Below are 19,838 nucleotides of genomic sequence, written 5' to 3'. Positions count from 1 at the left end.
CCTGGGCGCCATGCCGCCGGCCGCGTATCGGATGATCGATCGCGTCGGGCGACCATGGCATCGCGTGCGATGCGGGAGCCATATCAGAACAGACTGACGACCCATTCTACTGCATGGGCATTAAAAAAATACACGACTACCATGACAATCAACATATGCCACGGCGTTCGCGTGAAAAACGGCAATGCGATTGTAATTATGATAGATAATATAAATACTATATGAGATTTTAGATATATTTCTTTGGTCTTGTAATCCCATGCGCCGTCGAGCGGACCTTCCGTGCCACCCCATGGGTAATTACCCAGGGGGTATTTTTCGGCACGCGCGTTTTCCGCCCCCCCCTCTTTCACTTGGAGGGGGGGTTGCTCAGGCGGTGATGGTCGCGAGCAGGGTGGTGAAGGGCGTGGCCTTGGTCCGGAGGGCGGCGGTGGCGACGACGGTGCGCACGTCTGCCTCGCCTTTGGCCGCCCACATCGCCCGATAGCCGTTTGTCACCTTGCGCTGGACCACGGCCGGCCGGAGGTCGCGCTCGCAGGCGTTGTTGGTCACGTCGACCTTCCCCGGGAAGGCCACGAAGGTCAGGAGCTGGTCGCGCGCCCGCTGCATCCGGGTCTGGAGCGCTCGGGTGAGGTCGCAGGTGGCGGGCACCTTCAGGAGGGCGTCGAGATCCCCCTCCAACTCGCGCCGTTTGCGCGCCAGGGTCGAGGCGGCCAACGCGGTCAGCCGGCGGGCGAGCCCGAAGGCGTTGTCGAGCCACCACTTGAACCGCAGGGCGAGCAGGTCGTCGCTGGCTTCGGCTGCATAGGCCACGTCGCGGGCGAGGTGCGCCAGGCAGGTCTGCTGGCGCTCGCCGTGTCCCTGCTGGGCCGAGTACCGGTCCGAGAGCCACACCAAAGGCCGGTGCCCGGCCATCACCTCGCCGACGACAGCAGCAGACCGGCTCGGGGCGGCGTGATGCACCACCGCCTCCTCGCAGCGGAACACCCAGTGCCAGCTGTTGGTGCCCTCGATCCGCACCCCGGTCTCGTCCGAGGCCACCACCGGCGCCTGCCGCAGACGCGCCAGCGCCGCGTCCCGGCCCCCGGCAAAGCAGCCTTGGGCGCGCCGCAGCACGTTCATCAGCCCGCCCTGGCTGAGCTTCAGCCCGAACAGGTCCGACAACGCCGCCTGCAACCGTTCGTAGGACAGCGCCTGGAAGGTCTTCAGGTAGGTCGCCACCGCGTGCAGCCGCGACCCGAAGGGTGTCGCGTCGGCTCCCGCCGGGCGTCGGGCGGCGACCCGGGTCCGGCAGGCCGGGCAGGTCACGCACAGGCGCCGGTGCTGCTCCACCACCGGGCGAACCAGCGGCAGGTCGATCCGCTCGTGCACGCTGACGACCTCGGCCGGAAGGTCGGCCGGCAGTGGTTCGCCGCACGACGAGCAGGCGCAGGGCCGATGCTCCACCACCTGATCCGGATCCGGGGTCAGCGCCCGCTTGTGGCCCTCATGCCCGGGCTTGGCCCCGCCGGGACGGGACTTCTCCCGCCTCTCCTTGCGATCCGTGGCCGGCGGCTTGGACGAGGTGCGCGAGGTCTTCTCCGGCCGGTGCAGCTTCAGCACCAGCTCGATCAGTTCCTCCTTGCTCAGGCGCTCCAAATCGCTGCGGCTCATCCCGACAGGGAATCAGCCAAACCATCAGACGGCAAGGGGGGGCGACATGACACCTAAGCCGCGACCGAGCCGCCCGTCACGGCACCCCCCTGGGTAATTACCCCCATGGATAGCAATCAACGCTCCCGGGCCGTATCGGATCGCGACAACTCGGCGAGTAGTAAGCCTCGAAAAATTCATGAAATAAGCCTGCAAGCAGGACTGCGAAGGCAATCTGAAAAATTATTTCAACGCCGGTCGGTCTCCGGCGCCTGAACGGATTAAAGGAGACGACCGGAAGGATCGTGCGGATCATCGTGACTTCCTGTAGCCTGCACGCAACGAAACGACGATCCCGACGGCCGGCGTCGAGTGCCCCTCACCCCACCGGATGGAACGGCGCCCGCCCGACCAGCCCGCCCTCCCGGTCGAACACCACCACCTCCAGCGAACTGCCCGAGCCCGCGAGCGCCCGCGCCGCCGTCGCCCAGGCGTAGCGGGCGATGAGGTCGGCGAGCGGCAGATCGTGCCCTTGCGCCAGGCGCAACACCTCCAGCGCCGTATTCGCGCCTGCGGCCCGTAAGCCGAGGTCCGGCCCGCCTCCGGCCTCGACGATGCGCTCGGCGAGCCAGGCCAGATCGACCGGCCCGGAGCGCGAATGCAGGTCGAGGAGGCCGTGGCCGAGCTTCGCCATCTTGGCGATGCCGCCGGCCACCGTCACCCGCGGCACCGGGTGGCGTCGCAGGTACTTGAGCATGCCGCCGGCGAAGTCGCCCATGTCGATGAGCGCCTGGGGGGCTAAGCCGTGCAGGCGCGCCACCGCCTCTTCCGAGGTCGAGCCGGTGGCGCCCGCGACATGGTCGAGGGCGCCGGCCCGGGCGACGTCGATGCCGCGATGGATGCTGTCGATCCAGGCGGCGCAGGAATAGGGCACCACCACCCCGGTCGTGCCGAGCACCGACAGGCCGCCGAGGATGCCGAGGCGCGGGTTCAGGGTTTTCTGCGCCAGGGCCTCCCCGCCGGGAATCGCGATCTCCACCACCACGTCCGGCGGACCGCCGAGGCCGGTCGCGGCTTCCGCGATCGCCGCCGCGATCATCCGCCGCGGCATCGGGTTGATCGCCGGCTCGCCGACGGGCAGCGGCAGCCCGGCCCGGGTCACGGTGCCGACGCCGGGTCCGGCCCGGAACGCGATGCCGGAGCCCGGCGGGCCCCGCCGCACGGTCGCCAGGACCAGCACCCCATGGGTCACGTCGGGATCGTCGCCGGCATCCTTCACCACCCCGGCGAAGGCCCCGCCCTCGACGAGCCCGCTCCGCGCTAGCGCAAAGGCCGGGCGGGCGCCGCTCGGCAGCGGGATCTCGACCGGGTCCGGGACGAGGCCGGTGACGAGGCCCGCATAGGCCGCCTTGGCGGCGGCCGCCGCGCAGGCGCCGGTGGTCCAGCCGCGGCGCAGGGTCTCCCGTGGTCGTGTCGCATCCATGCGGCGTGGTATCACCCGGGAGCGGCGCGGTGAATGCGCGCCATGTCGCCCAATGATGGACAGCTTCGTGACCCTACCCGCCCGCGGCCTGCTGATCGCCGCCGCCCGTTCCGGCTCCGGCAAGACCACCGTGACCCTCGCCCTGCTGCGCGCCCTGCGCCGCCGGGGGCTGGCGGTCGCCGGGGCGAAATGCGGGCCGGATTACATCGATCCCGCCTTCCATGCCGCCGCGACCGGCCGGCCGAGCTACAACCTCGACAGCTTCGCCATGGACGGTGCCCTCCTCGACGCGGTGGCGGGCCGGGCCGGTGCGGAATCCGACCTGCTGCTCGCCGAGGGCTCGATGGGCCTGTTCGACGGCGTCGTGGCGGAGGAGGGCCGCAGCGGCGCCAATGCCGACATCGCCGCCCGCTACGGCTGGCCGGTCGTGCTGGTGCTCGACGTCTCGGGGGCGGCGCAATCGGCCGCCGCGACCGCCCTCGGCGTGCGGGCCTACGACCCGCGCCTGACGCTCGCCGGGGTGATCCTCAACAAGGTCGCGAGCCCGCGCCACCGCCGCCTGGTCGAGGTCGGGCTTGCCCGGATCGGAATCCCGGTGCTCGGCGCCGTGCCGCGGGAGGCCGCGCTCGTCCTGCCGGAGCGCCATCTAGGGCTGATCCAGGCCGGCGAGACCGAGGATCTGGAGTCCCGCCTCGATCGCCTGGCCGATCTGGCCGAGGCCTCGATCGACCTCGACGCGGTCGCGGCCGCCGCTGGCGGCAGGATTCCGGTTCCTGGGATCGGACATCTGCCGCCACCGCCCGGCCAGCGCCTCGCGGTCGCGCGCGATGCCGCGTTCTCGTTCGTCTACCCGCATCTCGAAGCCGGCTGGCGGGCGGCGGGGGCCGAGATCGTGCCGTTCTCGCCGCTCGCCGACGAGGCGCCGCCCGAGGCGTGCGATGCCTGCTGGCTGCCCGGCGGCTATCCGGAGCTCCATGCCGGCCGGATCGCCGCCGCCGCGCGCTTCCTCGAGGGCTTACGCGCCTTCGCCGAGACGCGGCCGGTCCACGGCGAGTGCGGCGGCTACATGGTGCTGGGCGAGAGCCTGGAGGATGCCGAGGGGACGACCCACCGCATGGCCGGCCTCCTGCCGGTCGCGACCTCCTACGCCCGGCGCCGGCTGCATCTCGGCTACCGGATCGCGACCCTCGTCGGGGCGGGGTCGCTCGGTGCCGCCGGCCAGGGCCTGGTCGGCCACGAGTTCCACTATGCGAGCGAACTCACGCCGCCGCCCGAGCCCGACGAGGCCCTGGCCGATGTCACGGATGCGGAAGGGCGCGCCCTGGGGCTGGCCGGTCACCGGCGCGGCCGGGTCAGCGGCAGCTTCTTCCACCTCGTGGGCTTGCGCTGACCGGGACTTAGCGCTGAGCGGGGCTTGCGCTGACAGCCGGCCCCTACTCGGCCGCCGCGACGCTGTCCTCGCTGACCGCCGCGCTGGCGTGGCGGCCGAGGCGGGCGGCGGAGCGGACGATCGCCAGCACCTCGCGGCGCAGCTGCTCGTCCTCGATCTGCACGTAGGCGCGCAGCAGCTCGATGGCGCCTTGCGCGCTCAGGAAGCCGAAGACGTTGTCGTCGCCGGACTCGCCGCCGGCCTGGTCCTCGAAGAAGGCCGAGACCGGCACTTCCAGCAGCCGGGCGATCTCGCGCAGGCGCCCGGCGCCGACGCGGTTCTGGCCCTTCTCGTATTTCTGCACTTGCTGGAAAGTCACGCCCACGGCATTGCCGAGGGCGGTCTGGCTCAGCCCCTTGGCCTTGCGCAGGGCCGTGATGCGGACTCCGACGAGACGGTCGACCTCAGTGGTTTGCTTGGGCATCGGTCCTCGACATCTTCGTGCTGGCTTGCCGGAAGCCCCCTCCCCGATTCCAGAGGGCCGCCGTCCCGCGTCGTTCATGCCCGCGACGGCCGGGGCTCCCCGCTCCGGCGACACCACGGATGCTCGTCCTCGGGCCGGCGGCGACGACGCCTCGCATCCGGTCCGCTCAATCCTCTCGCCGTCCCGTTCCGATCCCGGCACCACCGCCCCGCCGGGGCGCGCGGACCGCGATCGGACTGCATGAAAGACTAGTCATTCCCATCCGTTCGAGGCCGTCCTGCCGTCGGGCTCACGGTACGGATGCGGGTCTGCCATGCAACCGGACTCCCGTCTACACGCTCCGAGTGAATTCCCAAAGGGAACAAATGTGAAAAAAATACTGAGTTGCACAGCCTTCGCAGGTTGCCGTCCCGTGGGGCCGGCCGGCCCGTGCGGGTGACCTTGCCGATGGCGGGGCGGTTCCCATCTCCCGGCCGAGCCCGAACGTACAGGAGGATACCCGTCATGTTCATCGCCATGAACCGGTTCAAGGTCTACAAGGAGGCCACCCAGGACTTCGAGCAGGTCTGGCTCGGGCGCGACAGCCACCTGGGGGAGATGCCGGGCTTCGTCGAGTTCCATCTTCTGCGCGGGCCGGAACATGAGGACCACGTCCTCTACGCCTCGCACACGATCTGGTCCTCACGGGCGGATTTCGAGGCCTGGACCCGCTCCGAGCAGTTCCGCAAGGCTCATAGCCGCGCCCCGGGGACGAAGCCGCTCTATCTCGGCCACCCGCAATTCGAAGGCTTCGAGACGATCCAGACCGTCGCCCGAGAAGGTTGACGATCGCAGGCTGACGATCACCGGCTAACGGTCATATGCGGGGGCGGATCGCCCCCGCCCCCGCGATCCGTCCGGCTTCAGGCCACCTTCGGCTGTTCGAGCCGCGGCAGGAACACCGCGAGCAGGCCGACCGCCGGCAGGAAGGCGCAGAGTCCGTAGACGAACTCGATGCTGGTGCGGTCGGCGACCTCGCCCAGGACCGCGGCGCCCAGGCCCCCCATCCCGAAGGCGAAGCCGAAGAACAGGCCGCCCACCAGGCCGACCCGCCCGGGCAGCAATTCCTGCGCGTAGACCAGGATCGCCGGCATCGCCGAGGCCAGGATCAGGCCGATCGGCACCGTCAGCGCCACGGTCCAGAACAGGTTGGCGTGCGGCAGCGCCAGGGTGAAGGGCAGCACGCCGAGGATCGAGCCCCAGATCACCACCTTGCGGCCGAACCGGTCGCCGATCGGCCCGCCCGCCACCGTGCCGGCCGCGACCGCACCCAGGAACACGAACAGGTAGAGCTGCGATTCCTGCACCGACACGCCGAAGCGGTGGATGAGGTAGAAGGTGAAGTACGAGCTGAGGCTCGCCATGTAGAAATACTTGGAGAAGATCAGCACCAGCAGCACCGCGATGGTGACGACCACCTTGCCCCGCGGCAGGGCGCGCACGGCCGCCCCGCCCTTCTTGCCCCGCGCGGCGCCGGCTCGCAGGCGGTCGCGGTACCAGCGCCCGACGAGGCTCAGGACCACGAAGCCGATCAGCGCCGCGATCGCGAACAGGGCGACGCTCGGCTGGCCCAGCGGCACCACGATGAAGGCGGCCAGCAGCGGCCCGAGCGCCGTGCCGGCATTGCCGCCGACCTGGAACACCGATTGCGCCAGGCCGTAGCGGCCGCCCGAGGCGAGGCGGGCGACCCGCGAGGCTTCCGGGTGGAAGATCGCCGAGCCGAGGCCGACGAGGCAGGCGGCCGCGATCAGCAGGCCGTACGAGCCGGCATGGGACAGGAGCAGCAGGCCGCAGAGCGACAGCAGCATGCCGGTGGCCAGCGAGAACGGCATCGGCCGCTTGTCGGTGAACAGGCCGACCACCGGCTGCAGCACGGAAGCCGTGAGCTGGAAGGCCAGGGTCAGGAAGCCGATCTGGCCGAAATCCAGGCTGTAGGCCTGCTTCAGGAGGGGGTAGATCGCCGGCAGCAGCGACTGCATCATGTCGTTGAGGAGGTGCGACAGGCTCAAGCCTCCGAGCACCACCGCAGCCGGTCCCGCCGCCGCGGGCGGCCGTCCCCTGCCCGCGGCTGCCGGCGTCTCCACGGCCACGCCGCCCTCGCTCGCTCGCGCATCCATCGCTCGGTCCGCTCCCCCCTGGCGGCCGCCATGTCGGCCGCTCTCGCCGCGCCGCCCGTCGCAAAATCCAGGGGTTACGGCGAGCCTCTCATACACCCGCCGCCTCGACCCGTCCCATCGGTCGAAGCAGGGCTGGGATGCCGCCGGTCCCGGGCTTGCTGCCTGTCCGGCAACCAGCCGGCGGCGGTCCGGGATGCGTGCGCAAACGGCACGCTCCCGCCCGGCCCGTCCCATGCCGGCACAGATGCGGGTCACGGGTCATCTCGCCATGCGACACGAACGGTTCCCGGGAGACGGCAACGCCGGCCTCGCCTCGTCGAAGGCGCGGGCGGTCTGGAACGCGCTCCTGCCCCGCCGCGGCCGGGCGGTCCTGCGGCTCACGATTGCAGGCGGCGCGGCCTGCGCCGAGCTCGCGGCGGTAACCCTGACGGGACTCGCCTGCGAGATGATCTACCATCTCGTCACTTACGAGCGGCAGCCCGAGCTCGGGCCTTCGCTGGCGGTCGGCCTGTTCCTCGGCCTGTTCGTGGTGCTGCCGAACGCCGCCCGGGGCGAGTACAGCATCGAGAACTACCTCGCCCGCGCTCCCCACCTGCGACGGACTTTCAGCCTGTGGCTCGCCGCCTGGGCGGTGGTGCTGGTCCTCGGCTTCCTCAGCAAGACCACCGGCGACCATTCCCGCGCCGCGGCGCTGGCGACCTTCCTCGCCGGCCTGCCGGTGCTCGTCGCCACCCGGTTCGCCACCGTGGGCCTGGTGCGCCGGCTGATCACCCCCCGGTCCGATTCTGCCCGCCGCATCCACCTGATCGGCTACGAGGACGACGTCGCGAGCTTCTACGCGACCCACGACACCGCGGCGCTGGGCTTGCGGGTGATCGGCGTCAGCACCCTGCGCGATGCGCCGCCGGGGGGCGACACCGAGTCGCGCCGGGCCCAGCTCGCCGAGGACCTGGACCTCAGCGTCTCGGTGGTGCGCTTCCTGCGCCCCGACGACGTGTTCGTGCTCGTGCCCTGGGCCGAGGTCGAGGACCTGGAATCCTGCGTCGACGCCTTTCTGCGGGTGCCGGTCGCCCTGCACCTGCGGCCGGGCCGGGTGATGGACCGCTTCAGCGACGTGCGCCTCGGCCGGGTCGGCCTGCTCACCGGCATCAATGTCGGCCGCGCGCCCCTCTCCCCCCTGGAAGTCGCCGCCAAGCGCGTCTTCGACGTCGTGGTGGCCGCCCTCGCGCTCCTGGTTCTCTCGCCGCTGCTGCTGCTGATCGCAATCCTGATCCGCCTCGACAGCCGGGGTCCGAGCCTGTTTCGCCAGAAGCGCTACGGCTTCAACCAGGAGGCGTTCTGGGTGTTCAAGTTCCGCAGCATGCGCTCGGATTCCGGCACCGCCTTCCGCCAGGCGACCCGGGACGACGACCGCATCACCCGGATCGGCCGCATCCTGCGCCGCACCAACCTCGACGAACTGCCCCAGCTCCTCAACGTGATCCGGGGCGACATGTCGCTGGTCGGCCCCCGCCCCCATGCGGTCGCCCACGACCGCAGCTTCGAGCGCCGCATCGCGCTCTATGCCCGGCGCCACAACGTCCGGCCGGGCATCACCGGCTGGGCGCAGGTGAACGGGTTGCGGGGCGAGACCCTGACCGATGCCGACATGCAGCGGAGGGTCGAGCACGACCTGTTCTACATCGACAACTGGTCGCTGTGGTTCGACCTGCGCATCCTGGTGATGACGGTGGTGGCCAGAAGTGCGTTCCGGAACGCCTATTGAGGAACATGGGCCCCGGGGAGCGTTGTCGCCCGACCCTGGCTCCGTGAACACGCTCCCGCGCCTGTTCCGGACACGCCTCAGGGCGTGGCGCGCCTCGAGCGTAAACGGGGTCCGTCCTCGGCGGCAGGAGCGTCGCGGCTCGCAAGGTCGGCCTCGGCAGGGGCAATACGCGTCGCGGGGCCGGTCGACGATGCGAACGGGCGACACATCACGCCGCCATTCAGTAGGCCTTGTACTCGGCGTAATCGTCGACCGCCTCGATCGGGATCGTCACCGGGTGGCCGTCGATCTTTACCTCGACCCGTGACGGCACACGGGCCCGCTCGTTCGACTTGACGCTCGCCCGGATGCGGGCTCCGCGGCCGTCCAGGGGAAGGGAAAGCTGCGCGGCCGAGACGGGAATCTGCTCCAGAATGCTCGGAGCCTGCTCCTGCAGGGCGCGCTGCACTTCGGCGTAGTTGGCGAGATCGGACATGCGAATTCCTCGAACCGGCTGCGGCGGGACGGGCTCATCCACGAGATGTAGGAACTCCGGCGGCCGGTGCGATGGGCCGGCGATCAGGTCACCACATCCAGCGATTTGACACCCAACGCGGTCTTCAGCGCATTAAGGACGAGTTGGATCGGGTTGGCCAGGGTCTGCGTCTCGGTGCCGGCGAAGAGCAGTCCCACGAGTTCCTGATCGCGATTGACGATGCCGCTCCCGCTGTCGCCGGGCTTGCTGAACGGCCCCGTATTGTCCGCCGACGCCTGGATGCCGATCTGATTGCGAAACCGCGCGACGCCGGCACCATAGGTCACGTCGGTCACGACGGCGAGTTGCGTGACGTCGCCCTCGGTCCAGCCCGTCGTGCGACCGGCCTTGTAGACCCGGGTCGAGCCCGCAACTTGGCCCGTGACGGGATCGACCGCGAACGGTGTGGCGACGCCCCTGAGGTTGCCGCCGAGCCCGACCCGCGCGATCTCGGTCACGTCGCGCTTCGCCGCACCGGATTCACCCACCGCAAGCTCGGCCGCCGCGCAATCCACGTCGTTGAAGGGGATTCCGGACGGGCCACGGAACTGGAGGTCGATCCAGGCCGACAGGGTCGCGATCTTCAGCTGTGCGTTCAGCTTGGCGGGCGTGCTCATCAGAGCCATTTCGCTCGCCGTCAGGTCGAGCGTTCCCGGCTGAACGATGGCGTCGCCCTTCCTGCCGGCATTCTCGGCCGCGATGACGTGGTTGTTCGACACCAGGTAGTGACGGCCCTGATCGTCGACGACGAAGAAGCCGAGCGTCCCGACCGACAGCGTCTGCGGATAGGCCCGTTGCGGATTGGTGATTCCGATGCCTGCCCGCAGGACTTGAAACCGCTTCTGCAGGTCGAGCGTCGGCGGCATTCCGCCATGAAGACCACGTTGCGAATTCGAGACCGTGAGGCCGGGCTGCGCTGCGAACCGCGCCCCGGTCTCGACGAGATCGATCTCGAACGGAAGATCCCGGGGGCGCCCGACCCCGCTCACAGCCGCCGCCGCGACAGCGAAAAGGGGAATTCCCTGTTGCTTGACGGTCTTCTCGGGCAGCTTCTTCTCGACGAAGCCGGTGATGCAGAAGGGCGAGTCGTCCGACAGGGGGCCGGCGCTCTTCTTGCCGATCCCCACACCGATCAGATTATTGCTGGGATCATCCAGGAGCGCGTCGGCGTGGGCGTCGAGCCAACTCACGAGTTGTGCGAAGCGCGCTCCATCTCCGTCGGATGCCCCGCGACCAGACCCGGAACCGGAACGAGACATGAATGAAGCCCTCCGACAAGAAGCTCGGCCGGAGGAAATATTCGATTCTCTGCACTGTCAATGGATCGATGACGGGAAACAGATTTGCCGACCCTGCCTCAATCCGCGACGCTGGCGGCGCGGGTGCACTGTTCGCCGACGCAGGGGCAATCGATCCGGTGTGCCGCGAGAACGACGATACGATCTCGCGGCACTGTGATCTGGCGCAGCGTCACGCCAAGGGGATGCCGGCTTCTCGCAGGCAATGCGGCAGAACCAAAATAGAGAGCATCATCCCATTGCAGCGTGATCCGTTACTGCTTCAGCCTGGCCGGCCGCGACATCTCGGCGAAGAAGAGCGGCGCGAGGGGCACAGGAGTAATCTTGCAACGGAGTGCTCCGGTGAGAAAATGCTATTGCTTGTCCGTCGGCACGGGTCGAGCCGGCTGCCCTCTTTTCTGTCTCGCGCCGCCACGGCAGTGCCGCCGACGGATCAGCCAGCGAGCTTCAGGCCTTGCCGGCGGCTCGCCTCGAAGGCCTGGAGATCCAGGGCCAGGCCGACGATCTGGTCCGACTTGAGCTGGACGGGGTCCAGCGGGCCGCCGAAACCGTGCTGCAGATAGACTTCCTGCACCTCCGGCGTGCGCATCGCGCCACCCATCGTCCAGTTCGGGAAGAGCCGTCCCGACACGTCGCGCACGTTGATGATCGTCGCGGCGGCGTGGCGCGGATCGCGGGCGATCCGGTCGTAGGTAACCGTTACCTTGGCACGTTCGCCTTCGAGAATCTGCACGAACCATGTCTTGTCAAAGATGAGAAAGCCCGTGATGCCGTCACGGCTGTTATTGCGCTGGGAAATAGACAGGATCTCGCGCATGTTGGTCAGCATGGCGCGGTCGCCGCCCGGAACGGTGTTGCGGCTGTAGTAGACGAGTTGGTGAATCATCGGACGCTTCACTCCAGCCGACGGTTCCAGATTGCTCGGGAGAGCACCCGCTGCCGTCATCATCCTCGAGTAGGGATGTGCTGTTAGAACCTGCGCGCCGGGCGCAGGGTCCCTGCCGATGACGGGCTGTTCGGGAAGAGCATTAACGAAATCTCCACAAGCAGAAGCGGGATCGGATCGCCGCTTCCGGCTTCGTCGCATTCCGTCCGTGAGGTGCCGGGCCGAATGCCGCCGTCACCCGGCGTCCTGCCGCCCCTGGCACACACCGCACTCCCCTTCGATCTCGACGATCCGGCTCGCCGGCTTGAACCCGGCCTGTGCCAGGGTCCGATCCAGGCTGCGCTCGATCTCGGCCGAAATGGTCTCGTCGACGCTGCCGCAGCTGCGGCAGATCAGGAACACCGCGCTCTCGCCGGCGCCGTGGCCGTGCTCGCAGGGGACGAAGGCGTTGCGGCTGGCGATGCGGTGGACGAGGCCGTGCTCGGTGAGGAAGTCGAGGGCGCGATAGACCGAGACCGCGGCGACGCGCTTGCCCGGGGCGCTCAGGCGCTCGGCGATGTCGTAGGCGCCGAGCGGACGTCCCTCCTCGGAGACAACCTCCAGGGTGCGGCGGCGCAGCGTCGTGAATTGCAGGCCGAGATCCTGCGCCAGCCGCTCGGCCCGCGCGATCAGGTCGGCCGTGCGGGCGGGACCATGGGCGTGCCCGTCCTCGCCATGCGCGTGGCCGTGATGCCCGCAGGTTCCGTGCTCGTCCATCCGACACCCTCCCGCGCCGTCCTACCCTACCTGGGCGGCGGTTGACAGGCCCCGCCTGTTACAGTGTAACGATCCGCCCTGGGGCGCCAGCCGGCCGCCCTCCATATGGGGTTCGCGCAGGCGCCCGCCGAGGGCGCGGACCGAACCCGAGCGACCGATTCGCCGATGCCGCATTCCCACGCCCCCGACCTGCGGGCCGATGCCGCCCCGCGCCCTCAGGCCGCGCCGTTCTCGTTGCTGCGAGTCGGCGTCGGTCCACGCCTCGCCATGGCCGCCGCGCTGGCGGCGGCACTTTGGGGCCTGATCGGCTGGGCGACCGCGTGACGGCGCCGCTTCGACATCTCGCGCCAGGGAGCGCCTCAAAGCCGGCCACGGGCGGTGGGGCCCTGGTCTTCCGCGGCCTCACCCTCGGCTATGCCCGCCATCCGGCGGTGCATCACCTCGACGGCACGATCGCGCCGGGATCGCTCACCGCGGTGGTCGGGCCGAACGGTGCCGGCAAGTCGACCCTGCTCAAGGGCATCATGGGCGAAATCGCGCCGCTCGAGGGCGAGGTCGCCCGGGCGGGCCTCGCCCGGCAGGACATCGCCTACCTGCCGCAGGCCGCCGAGATCGACCGGGCCTTCCCGATCGGCGTGTTCGACCTCGTGGCGATGGGGCTGTGGCGCCGGGTCGGGCCGTGGCGCTCGTTGAAGCCGCACCGGGCCGCCGTCGAGGCGGCTTTGGCGGCGGTCGGGCTCACCGGCTTCGAGCGCCGGCCGATCGGCACCCTGTCGGGCGGCCAGCTGCGCCGCGCCCTGTTCGCCCGCGTCCTGCTCCAGGATGCCCGGGTGATCCTGCTCGACGAGCCCTTCGCGGCGATCGACGCGCGCACCACCGAGGAATTGCTGGACCTGGTCCATGGCTGGCACGCGGAGGGGCGCACCGTGGTGGCGGTGCTGCACGATCTCGACCAGGTCGCCCGCCACTTCCCCTCGACCCTGCTGCTCGCCCGCGAGGCGGTGGCCTGGGGGCCGACGCACGAGGTGCTGACCGCCGACAACCTGCGCCGCGCCCGCCGGCTCTGCGAGGCCTGGGACGAGGACGCCCCGGTCTGCCGCGCCCCGGCCGCCGCGCCGCACGACCACCCGTCGCACGACCACGCGTCGCACAGCCACGGCGCGCCGGGTCGCGACCACAGCCACGGGCACGCCGCGTGATCGATTTCCTGACGGCGCCCTTCGTGGAGTTCTCGTTCATGCGCCGGGCGCTCGCCGGCTGCGTCGCCCTGTCGGTCGGCGCGGCGCCGGTCGGGGTCTTCCTGACCTTGCGCCGGATGAGCTTGATGAGCGAGGCGATGAGCCACGCCATCCTGCCCGGCGCGGCAATCGGCTTCCTGTGGGCCGGCCTGTCGCTGCCGGCGATGACGCTCGGCGGCCTCGTCGCCGGCCTCGCCGTGGCGCTCCTCTCCGGCCTCATCGCCCGCTCGACGGTCTTGCGCGAGGATGCGAGCCTGGCGGCGTTCTACCTCATCTCGCTCGCCGCCGGCGTGCTGCTGATCTCGGCCCGGGGCTCGTCGATCGATCTCCTGCACATCCTGTTCGGCACGGTGCTGGCCCTCGACGACGACGCCCTGGTGCTGCTCGGCGGCATCGCCACCGTGACCCTCGCGGGACTTGCCGTCGCCTACCGGCCGCTGGTGATGGAATGCGTCGATCCGCTGTTCCTGCGCTCGGTCGGCCGGGCGAGCGGGCCGGTGCATTACGGCTTCCTCGCCCTGGTGGTGCTCAACCTCGTCGGCGGCTTCGCGGCACTCGGCACCCTGCTCGCCGTCGGGCTGATGCTGCTGCCGGCGATCACCGCCCGGTTCTGGGCCCTCGACCTCAGCGGGCTGATGCCGGCAGCGGTGATCCTGGCGCTGGCGGCGAGCGTGGCCGGGCTCCTCGTCTCCTATTATGCCAGCCTGCCGACCGGGCCGGCGATCGTACTCGCCGCCGGCGTTCTCTACATCGCCTCGATGCTGCTCGGGCCCCGCGGCGGCCTGGTCTGGCGGCTCCTGCCCGCCCGTCACCTCGAGGCTTGAGAGCCCGCTCGACCGATCGGCGCAATCCATCCAAGTCTCGACCTCATCCTGAGGTGTCAGTCGATTGAAAATCGACTGGCCTCGAAGGAGGGCTCCAGGGATCGCGAGACTTCTGGAGCCCTCCTTCGAGGCCTCCTTTGGTCGCACCTCAGGATGAGGAGAATGGATAGGATAATACCGATTATCTCAAGTCTTGAAGATAAAATTCCGCCTCAAGCGTGCTTTCGTGATATCGTTGCAGATGGAAGAGAAAAGTCCTTCGCGATGCTGACCTCGCAAGTCGAACAGGCACCGCGTCATCTGGAAGCTTGAGATTCGGGCGGCCGCGCCGGCTCGCCCCGATGCGCCGCCCGCCGGCAGGCATCGGAGCAGTAGCGCACCTCGTCCCAGACCCGCTCCCACTTCTTGCGCCAGGCGAAGGGCCGGCCGCACTGGGCGCACAGTTTCTGCGGCAGGTCGCCCTTGCGGCGCATCTTCGGCATCGGGGATCAGCGTCCGGTCTTGTCCGCATCGGCGAGCGGGATGGCGCTCCAGCGGGTGATCTGCACGTAACCGTCACGGGCCGCCACCAGGATCTGCCGGCGGTAGGAATGCACCACCGTGCCGGGGGCATGGCGGTGGCCCTCGGTCCAGCCGCTCGCCTCCTGCACGAAGACGCGGTTGTCGTTGACCCGCGCCAGGGTCTCGATGGCGCCGAAGGCCCGCACCCGGCGCAGGATCGCCGCCACCGGCTGGCGGAAATCGAGGGTCCGGTCGAGGTCGGTGACCCGCGGCCAGTAGGCGCCGTCGCCCTGCGGCTCGGCCTTGCGCCACAGGCCGGGCAGATCCCGGGCGATCGGCCCGCGCGCGAGCCGCACCGCCGCCATCTGGCAGCGCGTCAGCAAGGTCTCGTGCGTTTCGGTGCCGGAGATCGGGAAGACGTCCTGGGCCAGGATGTCGCCGATATCGAACCCGCCCTCGGCCAGCACGTGGGCGGTCACGCCCCAGCTTTCGTACGAATCGAGGATGGCGCGGAACAGCGGGTAGGGCCCGCGCCCGTCCGGCAGCGGCGAGGGATGGATGTTGAGGGCGTAGCGCACCCGGCCCGGCCAGCCGGTGACCAGCCACGGATACCCCGCCACCACCAGCGCCCAGTCGCGCCCGTGCTCGGCCGAGAGGGCCTCGATGTCGGCGACGCGGATGCGCGAGAGCTGGATCGGCACCCTGTGCCGCCGGGCGAGCGCCACCACCGTCTCGTTCTGGTCGTAGATCCCGTCGCAGGGGCGGGAGAACAGCTTGATGGGCTGCCAGCCCGACGCGACCAGCCCCTCGAACACACCGCCCAGGAAATCGATTCCCGCGAAGGCGAATTTCACGTCGCGAACTCCCTGCACCCCGACGTCCGGTAGCGCCACGCGCCCTAGCTAGGGGTGTGTTATGGGCAGTCGCAGGAGAGTCGCAATGGTGCGTGTGTTAGCCGATGTTTCGCACAGGCTCTCACGAGGCTGACCTTTGTCGCGTACCCTCCGCCTCGTCCTCGGCGACCAAGTCCATCCGCGGCTGGCCACCCTCACCGACCTCGATCCCGCCGCCGACACGGTGCTGATGGTCGAGGTTCTCGAGGAGGCGACCTATGTGCGCCACCACAAGCAGAAACTGGTGCTGGTCTTCTCCGCCATGCGCCACTTCGCGGCCGAGCTGCGCGAGCGCGGCGTCACGGTCGATTACGTCGCCCTGGAGGATCCGGAGAATGCCGGCTCGTTCACCGGCGAGGTAGGACGCGCCATCGACCGCCACCGGCCCGACCGCATCGTCGTGACGGAACCCGGCGAGTGGCGGGTCGAGGCGATGATGCGGGATTGGGAGGAGCGGTTCGGGCTGCCGGTCGAGATCCGGGACGATACCCGCTTCCTGTGCCCGCGCCCGGTCTTCGCCCGATGGGCGGAGGGGCGCGAGGCCCTCCGGATGGAGACCTTCTACCGCGCCATGCGCCGGCGCACCGGCTTCCTGATGGAGGGGCGCGAGCCGGCGGGCGGGCGCTGGAACTTCGACCACGACAACCGCCGCCGCCTGCCCGCGGACCACGCGGTGCCGGAGCGCCGCCGCTTCCCGCCCGATGCGGTGACGCGCGAGGTGATGGATCTCGTCGCCCGTCGCTTCCCCGACCATTTCGGCGATCTCGACGGCTTCGCCTGGCCGGTGACGCGCACGGAGGCGCTGGAGGCCCTGCGGCACTTCCTGGACGACTGCCTGGCCGGGTTCGGCGATTATCAGGACGCGATGCGGTCCGGCACGCCGTTCCTCTATCACGGGCTGGTCGCGCCCGCCCTCAACCTCGGCCTTATCGATGCCGAGGAGGTCTGCCGCGCCGCGGAGGGCCGCTGGCGCGAGGGTTCGGCGCCCCTCAACGCCGTCGAGGGCTTCATCCGCCAGATCCTCGGCTGGCGCGAATACGTGCGCGGGCTCTACTGGGCCCGGATGCCGGAATACCCCGAGACCAACGCGCTCGATGCCACCCGCGACCTGCCGTGGTTCTACTGGTCGGGCGAGACCGACATGGCCTGCCTCGCCGAATGCGTGCGGGACACCAGGGCCCACGCGCATGCCCACCACATCCAGCGCCTGATGGTGCTGGGCAATTTCGCGCTTCTGGCCGGCCTCGCCCCGCGCCAGGTCGAGGAATGGTTCCTGGTGGTCTATGCCGATGCCTATGAATGGGTGGAATTGCCCAACGTCCACGGCATGGCTTTGTGGGCCGATGGCGGGCTCCTCGGCTCCAAGCCCTATGCGTCGTCCGGCGCCTATATCGACAGGATGTCGGATTACTGCCGGGCTTGCGCCTACGACGTGAAGGCGAAGACCGGCGAGACGGCCTGCCCGTTCAACTACCTGTACTGGAACTTCCTGATCGCGAACGAAGATCGCTTGCGCGGCAACCCGCGCCTCGCCATGCCCTACCGCACCCTCGATACGATGGCGCCGACGCGGCGCAAGGCGATCGTGGCGGATGCCGGCCGCTTTCTCGATTCGTTGAGCGGGTCAGAGCGGCAGCCAGGCGGTGAGCGTGCCGTAGGCGCCCGGGCGCCGGATCTGTTCCTCGTAGACCCAGCCCGCGGAGACGCGAAAGCTTAAACGGGCAATGGCGAAATCGGTGGCGTGGAGGCCGAGGCTCCATTTCCGGTAGCCGGTCCGGTCGGCGTAGAGCGCCGCCTCGGGCCCCAGATAGGCCGCGCTCCATTCCGGCACCCGGATGCCCCAGGAGACCCGGCCCCAGGCGCTCCAGCGGGCGGTGCCGGCGATCAGCGTCGTGGTCAGGAGCGTCGTCTCGGTCGGCCGGGCCCACAGCTCGCCCTGCACCCGCGCCCCGATTCGCGGCGTGGGCAGCCTTTTCGTGCCGGGGCTGTCCAGCACCTCGAAGGCGATTTCGGGCCCGGCGAACAGCGCGGCGACACCCCATTCGCGCACCCATTGCCAGCCCGCGACGGCACCGGCCTGGACGGTATGGCGCAGGGTCCGGGGCGGAGTCAGCCCGGCCTTCCCCCGCGGATCGCCCCACCAGTCCCGCTCCGGCCGCAGGCCGTAGCCGAGGGTCGCCAGGGTCACGAACCCGTCCCGGCCGATCCCGCCCGGTGCGACCTTGGCCCCGGCGCTGACGAAGGTCGAGCGGCCGGCATCCAGGCTGCCGAACAGCACGGTCCGTACCTCCTCGCGCTCGTCGGCGAGGGCGCCCTCCGGACAGGCGAGGCTGACTGCTGCATAGAGCAGGGCTGGACGGGCGCGGAGAAGAGGCACGGCGGCCGGGCTTGACGTTGCGAATATGGAAATATCTTTTCCATGAAACGCAACGTCAAGTGGCAGTCGGGACTACGTCACAGATTCGCGTCATCGCCCGCAGCCTCGCCCGAAGACGGCCACGCTGCCGGATCTCGTCGAGAGCCTTCGTCTCCGGAAGGACCCTGGCGCGGAACGAATGCACGGACGCGCCCCGGCGCTGTCAGCACTCGCGCGGATAGGCTGCTATTACCTGAAAAATCAACGTATTAGCTTCTGTTTTCGCTTGAGCGTAACCATTGATTAACCGCATCATCGGACGCTTGGTCGGCAAAGCGCTGTGCACCCCAGAAGGATCGTCTAACGCTCAGGAGGTTCCATGGTCTCCAAGGAGTTTCGGCAGCAGATCGAGGGTTACGGCCTGACCACGGCGCATATCCTCTACCGCATTCCCGATCATCCCGGCGTGCTGCAGACCTATGTCTGGCAGGATTACGACCTCGCCCCGCGCTTCCCGGTGCTCAACGGCTTCCTGGATTTCTGGAAACGCGAGCTGGACGGGCCGTTGCACTCGGTCCGGGTGGCGCATTCGCACCTGATCAAGCCGGCGGAATTCCGCGCCGTGAACGGGGTGCTGACGCTGCACTGAATCGGGCGGCGCGGCGTTTTTTTGGCGCTTTGCCCTACGATTGCCCGGTTGGCCGTGTGTGAGGCCCTCAACGGTCGCGCTCTGGCAGCGCGGCGCTCACGTCGGTGAACCATGCACAGGCGCATCCTCTCCGCGGCCGGACCGCTTCGACGGCGGCTCGGGCCCCTTCTCGCCGCAGGCCCGGCCCGCGCCGATCTCGGCGCGGGGACCACCCATGCGCGCGGGTTGGCCCGAGCGGCGGAGTGGGCTAGAGGGAGCCGCGCGACCCCGGCCCGGGCCGCAGCGACTCCGGCGGCGAGCGTCGCGCCCTCGTTCGAGGGTCCCGCGGTCCCGCCGGGCAGCGCCTCCCCGGCACCGGACGACCAGAGCCCCGTGACCCAATTCGCCCGCACCTCCGAGGTCCTGACCGTCCTCGCCGCCCAGGAAACCGAGCGGCTGACCGTCGGCGACATCGTGGCTGTCCTGCGCGACCGGGCCTTCGCGCTCCTCGTCGTGCTGCTCGGCCTGCCCAATTGCCTGCCGATGCCGCCGCCCATCCCGCTGATCTGCGGCCTGCTCCTCGCCCTCGTGGCGGCGCAGATCGCCGCCGGCATGTCGGCGCCCTGGCTGCCGCGGGCGCTGCTGGGCCGCTCGATCGCCCGGTCCGACTTGCAGCGGGCGGTCTCCCGCGCGGTGCCGCTGCTGCGCCGGCTCGAGCGCTGGTCGCGGCCGCGGCTGCGGGTATTCGAGAACGACATCGGCATGCGCACCATGGGGGTGCTGATCCTGGCACTCTCCCTGGTGCTGATCGTCGCCGCTCCCCTGGTCGGCCAGATTCCGCTCGGCCTCGCCGTGACCCTGGTCGGCCTCGGCCTCGTCGAGCGCGACGGCATCGTGGTGGCGGCGGGTCTCGGCGTCGGCGTGCTCGGCGTGGCCCTTAATCTCGGCTTCGTCTACGCGGTGTTCACCGCCGTGATGGGGCTCCTGAACCTCGGTGCGGCCGCGGCGGCGTGAGGCGGCCCCTCACGTTCCGATGAGGTCCGGAGCCCGGCCGG

The 19,838-nt window shown here is 69.8% G+C and carries 20 protein-coding genes; 9 read left to right on the top strand and 11 right to left on the bottom strand.

Annotated elements, in window-relative coordinates; all coding sequences use genetic code 11:
- Window positions 1-369: 369 nt before the first annotated feature.
- Window positions 370-1,653 (bottom strand): IS66 family transposase, encoded by a 1,284-nt coding sequence (gene tnpC, locus AC3AOF_RS20685; protein WP_236993540.1) that lies wholly within the window; start codon window positions 1,651-1,653, stop codon window positions 370-372.
- 358 nt (window positions 1,654-2,011) lie between these two features.
- Window positions 2,012-3,115, bottom strand: coding sequence for a cobalt-precorrin-5B (C(1))-methyltransferase (locus tag AC3AOF_RS20680; protein ID WP_236989098.1), 1,104 nt, complete (start codon window positions 3,113-3,115; stop codon window positions 2,012-2,014).
- A 67-nt stretch (window positions 3,116-3,182) separates the two neighbouring features.
- Between AC3AOF_RS20680 and AC3AOF_RS20675 the strand changes: the two genes are divergently transcribed.
- Window positions 3,183-4,505, top strand: a complete 1,323-nt coding sequence (locus AC3AOF_RS20675) for a cobyrinic acid a,c-diamide synthase CobB (protein WP_236989099.1) — start codon at window positions 3,183-3,185, stop codon at window positions 4,503-4,505.
- 43 nt (window positions 4,506-4,548) lie between these two features.
- On the opposite strand, the gene AC3AOF_RS20670 is transcribed toward AC3AOF_RS20675, so the two are convergent.
- On the bottom strand, window positions 4,549-4,968 hold the full coding sequence (locus AC3AOF_RS20670; RefSeq protein ID WP_236989100.1) for a helix-turn-helix domain-containing protein: 420 nt from the start codon (window positions 4,966-4,968) through the stop codon (window positions 4,549-4,551).
- 504 nt (window positions 4,969-5,472) lie between these two features.
- Between AC3AOF_RS20670 and hmuQ the strand changes: the two genes are divergently transcribed.
- Window positions 5,473-5,793: a heme-degrading protein HmuQ gene (gene hmuQ / locus AC3AOF_RS20665; protein ID WP_236989101.1), complete on the top strand. Its 321-nt coding sequence runs from the start codon at window positions 5,473-5,475 to the stop codon at window positions 5,791-5,793.
- A 77-nt stretch (window positions 5,794-5,870) separates the two neighbouring features.
- On the opposite strand, the gene AC3AOF_RS20660 is transcribed toward hmuQ, so the two are convergent.
- Complete coding sequence (locus AC3AOF_RS20660) at window positions 5,871-7,124, bottom strand: MFS transporter (RefSeq protein ID WP_236989102.1); 1,254 nt, start codon at window positions 7,122-7,124, stop codon at window positions 5,871-5,873.
- A gap of 268 nt (window positions 7,125-7,392) precedes the next feature.
- On the opposite strand from AC3AOF_RS20660, the gene AC3AOF_RS20655 reads away from it, so the two are divergent.
- Window positions 7,393-8,889: an undecaprenyl-phosphate glucose phosphotransferase gene (locus tag AC3AOF_RS20655; protein WP_488346357.1), complete on the top strand. Its 1,497-nt coding sequence runs from the start codon at window positions 7,393-7,395 to the stop codon at window positions 8,887-8,889.
- Window positions 8,890-9,109: 220 nt separating this feature from the next.
- Here the strand turns inward: AC3AOF_RS20655 and AC3AOF_RS20650 are convergent, their stop codons facing one another.
- The 4 genes from AC3AOF_RS20650 to AC3AOF_RS20635 form a co-directional block, all read right to left on the bottom strand.
- The gene (locus AC3AOF_RS20650; protein ID WP_236989104.1) at window positions 9,110-9,364 is read right to left on the bottom strand and encodes a hypothetical protein; all 255 of its coding nucleotides are present in this window, start codon (window positions 9,362-9,364) and stop codon (window positions 9,110-9,112) included.
- Window positions 9,365-9,447: 83 nt separating this feature from the next.
- Window positions 9,448-10,593: a trypsin-like serine protease gene (locus tag AC3AOF_RS20645; protein WP_488346356.1), complete on the bottom strand. Its 1,146-nt coding sequence runs from the start codon at window positions 10,591-10,593 to the stop codon at window positions 9,448-9,450.
- A gap of 541 nt (window positions 10,594-11,134) precedes the next feature.
- Window positions 11,135-11,587: a BLUF domain-containing protein gene (locus tag AC3AOF_RS20640; protein ID WP_236989107.1), complete on the bottom strand. Its 453-nt coding sequence runs from the start codon at window positions 11,585-11,587 to the stop codon at window positions 11,135-11,137.
- 234 nt (window positions 11,588-11,821) lie between these two features.
- Window positions 11,822-12,343 (bottom strand): Fur family transcriptional regulator, encoded by a 522-nt coding sequence (locus AC3AOF_RS20635; protein WP_236989108.1) that lies wholly within the window; start codon window positions 12,341-12,343, stop codon window positions 11,822-11,824.
- A 165-nt stretch (window positions 12,344-12,508) separates the two neighbouring features.
- Here AC3AOF_RS20635 and AC3AOF_RS20630 point away from each other — a divergent pair, with 165 nt between their 5' ends.
- From AC3AOF_RS20630 to AC3AOF_RS20620, 3 genes are read left to right on the top strand one after another with little or no spacing between them, the layout of a single operon-like run.
- On the top strand, window positions 12,509-12,667 hold the full coding sequence (locus tag AC3AOF_RS20630; RefSeq protein ID WP_236989109.1) for a hypothetical protein: 159 nt from the start codon (window positions 12,509-12,511) through the stop codon (window positions 12,665-12,667).
- Window positions 12,664-13,542: a zinc ABC transporter ATP-binding protein AztA gene (gene aztA, locus AC3AOF_RS20625; protein ID WP_236989110.1), complete on the top strand. Its 879-nt coding sequence runs from the start codon at window positions 12,664-12,666 to the stop codon at window positions 13,540-13,542. The genes AC3AOF_RS20630 and aztA overlap by 4 nt, the downstream gene beginning before the upstream one ends.
- Before the next feature lie 38 nt (window positions 13,543-13,580).
- Window positions 13,581-14,405: a metal ABC transporter permease gene (locus AC3AOF_RS20620; RefSeq protein ID WP_236992719.1), complete on the top strand. Its 825-nt coding sequence runs from the start codon at window positions 13,581-13,583 to the stop codon at window positions 14,403-14,405.
- A gap of 296 nt (window positions 14,406-14,701) precedes the next feature.
- Here AC3AOF_RS20620 and AC3AOF_RS20615 read toward each other — a convergent pair whose 3' ends face one another.
- Together AC3AOF_RS20615 and AC3AOF_RS20610 are read right to left on the bottom strand one after the other, a co-directional pair.
- Window positions 14,702-14,887 carry a DUF2256 domain-containing protein gene (locus AC3AOF_RS20615; RefSeq protein WP_488346355.1) on the bottom strand — a complete coding sequence of 62 codons (186 nt, stop codon included), beginning with the start codon at window positions 14,885-14,887 and terminating at the stop codon, window positions 14,702-14,704.
- A gap of 6 nt (window positions 14,888-14,893) precedes the next feature.
- The gene (locus AC3AOF_RS20610; RefSeq protein WP_236989112.1) at window positions 14,894-15,760 is read right to left on the bottom strand and encodes a methionyl-tRNA formyltransferase; all 867 of its coding nucleotides are present in this window, start codon (window positions 15,758-15,760) and stop codon (window positions 14,894-14,896) included.
- 136 nt (window positions 15,761-15,896) lie between these two features.
- Between AC3AOF_RS20610 and AC3AOF_RS20605 the strand changes: the two genes are divergently transcribed.
- Window positions 15,897-17,516 (top strand): cryptochrome/photolyase family protein, encoded by a 1,620-nt coding sequence (locus AC3AOF_RS20605; RefSeq protein ID WP_488346354.1) that lies wholly within the window; start codon window positions 15,897-15,899, stop codon window positions 17,514-17,516.
- On the opposite strand, the gene bcsS is transcribed toward AC3AOF_RS20605, so the two are convergent.
- Window positions 17,424-18,176 (bottom strand): cellulose biosynthesis protein BcsS, encoded by a 753-nt coding sequence (gene bcsS, locus AC3AOF_RS20600; RefSeq protein WP_488346353.1) that lies wholly within the window; start codon window positions 18,174-18,176, stop codon window positions 17,424-17,426. The genes AC3AOF_RS20605 and bcsS overlap by 93 nt on opposite strands.
- Window positions 18,177-18,534: 358 nt before the next feature.
- On the opposite strand from bcsS, the gene AC3AOF_RS20595 reads away from it, so the two are divergent.
- Together AC3AOF_RS20595 and AC3AOF_RS20590 are read left to right on the top strand one after the other, a co-directional pair.
- The gene (locus AC3AOF_RS20595; protein WP_236989115.1) at window positions 18,535-18,804 is read left to right on the top strand and encodes an usg protein; all 270 of its coding nucleotides are present in this window, start codon (window positions 18,535-18,537) and stop codon (window positions 18,802-18,804) included.
- A 372-nt stretch (window positions 18,805-19,176) separates the two neighbouring features.
- On the top strand, window positions 19,177-19,797 hold the full coding sequence (locus AC3AOF_RS20590) for an exopolysaccharide biosynthesis protein (protein ID WP_236989116.1): 621 nt from the start codon (window positions 19,177-19,179) through the stop codon (window positions 19,795-19,797).
- Window positions 19,798-19,838: the final 41 nt, after the last annotated feature.

The sequence above is a fragment of the Methylobacterium sp. 142-1Y genome, assembly GCF_057747795.1.
The sequence above is the reverse complement of the archived record's forward strand: the minus strand, read 5'-3'. Positions and strand labels throughout refer to the sequence as shown.

What these genes read in the sequence shown, in the direction of transcription:
- AC3AOF_RS20660 (WP_236989102.1), bottom strand. Translation starts at nt 7,124, where the DNA reads ATGGATGCGCGAGCGAGCGAGGGCGGCGTGGCCGTGGAGACGCCGGCA.
- AC3AOF_RS20655 (WP_488346357.1), top strand. Translation starts at nt 7,393, where the DNA reads ATGCGACACGAACGGTTCCCGGGAGACGGCAACGCCGGCCTCGCCTCG.
- AC3AOF_RS20630 (WP_236989109.1), top strand. Translation starts at nt 12,509, where the DNA reads ATGCCGCATTCCCACGCCCCCGACCTGCGGGCCGATGCCGCCCCGCGC.
- hmuQ (WP_236989101.1), top strand. Translation starts at nt 5,473, where the DNA reads ATGTTCATCGCCATGAACCGGTTCAAGGTCTACAAGGAGGCCACCCAG.
- AC3AOF_RS20670 (WP_236989100.1), bottom strand. Translation starts at nt 4,968, where the DNA reads ATGCCCAAGCAAACCACTGAGGTCGACCGTCTCGTCGGAGTCCGCATC.
- AC3AOF_RS20620 (WP_236992719.1), top strand. Translation starts at nt 13,581, where the DNA reads ATGCGCCGGGCGCTCGCCGGCTGCGTCGCCCTGTCGGTCGGCGCGGCG.
- AC3AOF_RS20640 (WP_236989107.1), bottom strand. Translation starts at nt 11,587, where the DNA reads ATGATTCACCAACTCGTCTACTACAGCCGCAACACCGTTCCGGGCGGC.
- AC3AOF_RS20650 (WP_236989104.1), bottom strand. Translation starts at nt 9,364, where the DNA reads ATGTCCGATCTCGCCAACTACGCCGAAGTGCAGCGCGCCCTGCAGGAG.
- AC3AOF_RS20595 (WP_236989115.1), top strand. Translation starts at nt 18,535, where the DNA reads ATGGTCTCCAAGGAGTTTCGGCAGCAGATCGAGGGTTACGGCCTGACC.
- AC3AOF_RS20680 (WP_236989098.1), bottom strand. Translation starts at nt 3,115, where the DNA reads ATGGATGCGACACGACCACGGGAGACCCTGCGCCGCGGCTGGACCACC.
- tnpC (WP_236993540.1), bottom strand. Translation starts at nt 1,653, where the DNA reads ATGAGCCGCAGCGATTTGGAGCGCCTGAGCAAGGAGGAACTGATCGAG.
- AC3AOF_RS20635 (WP_236989108.1), bottom strand. Translation starts at nt 12,343, where the DNA reads ATGGACGAGCACGGAACCTGCGGGCATCACGGCCACGCGCATGGCGAG.
- AC3AOF_RS20615 (WP_488346355.1), bottom strand. Translation starts at nt 14,887, where the DNA reads ATGCCGAAGATGCGCCGCAAGGGCGACCTGCCGCAGAAACTGTGCGCC.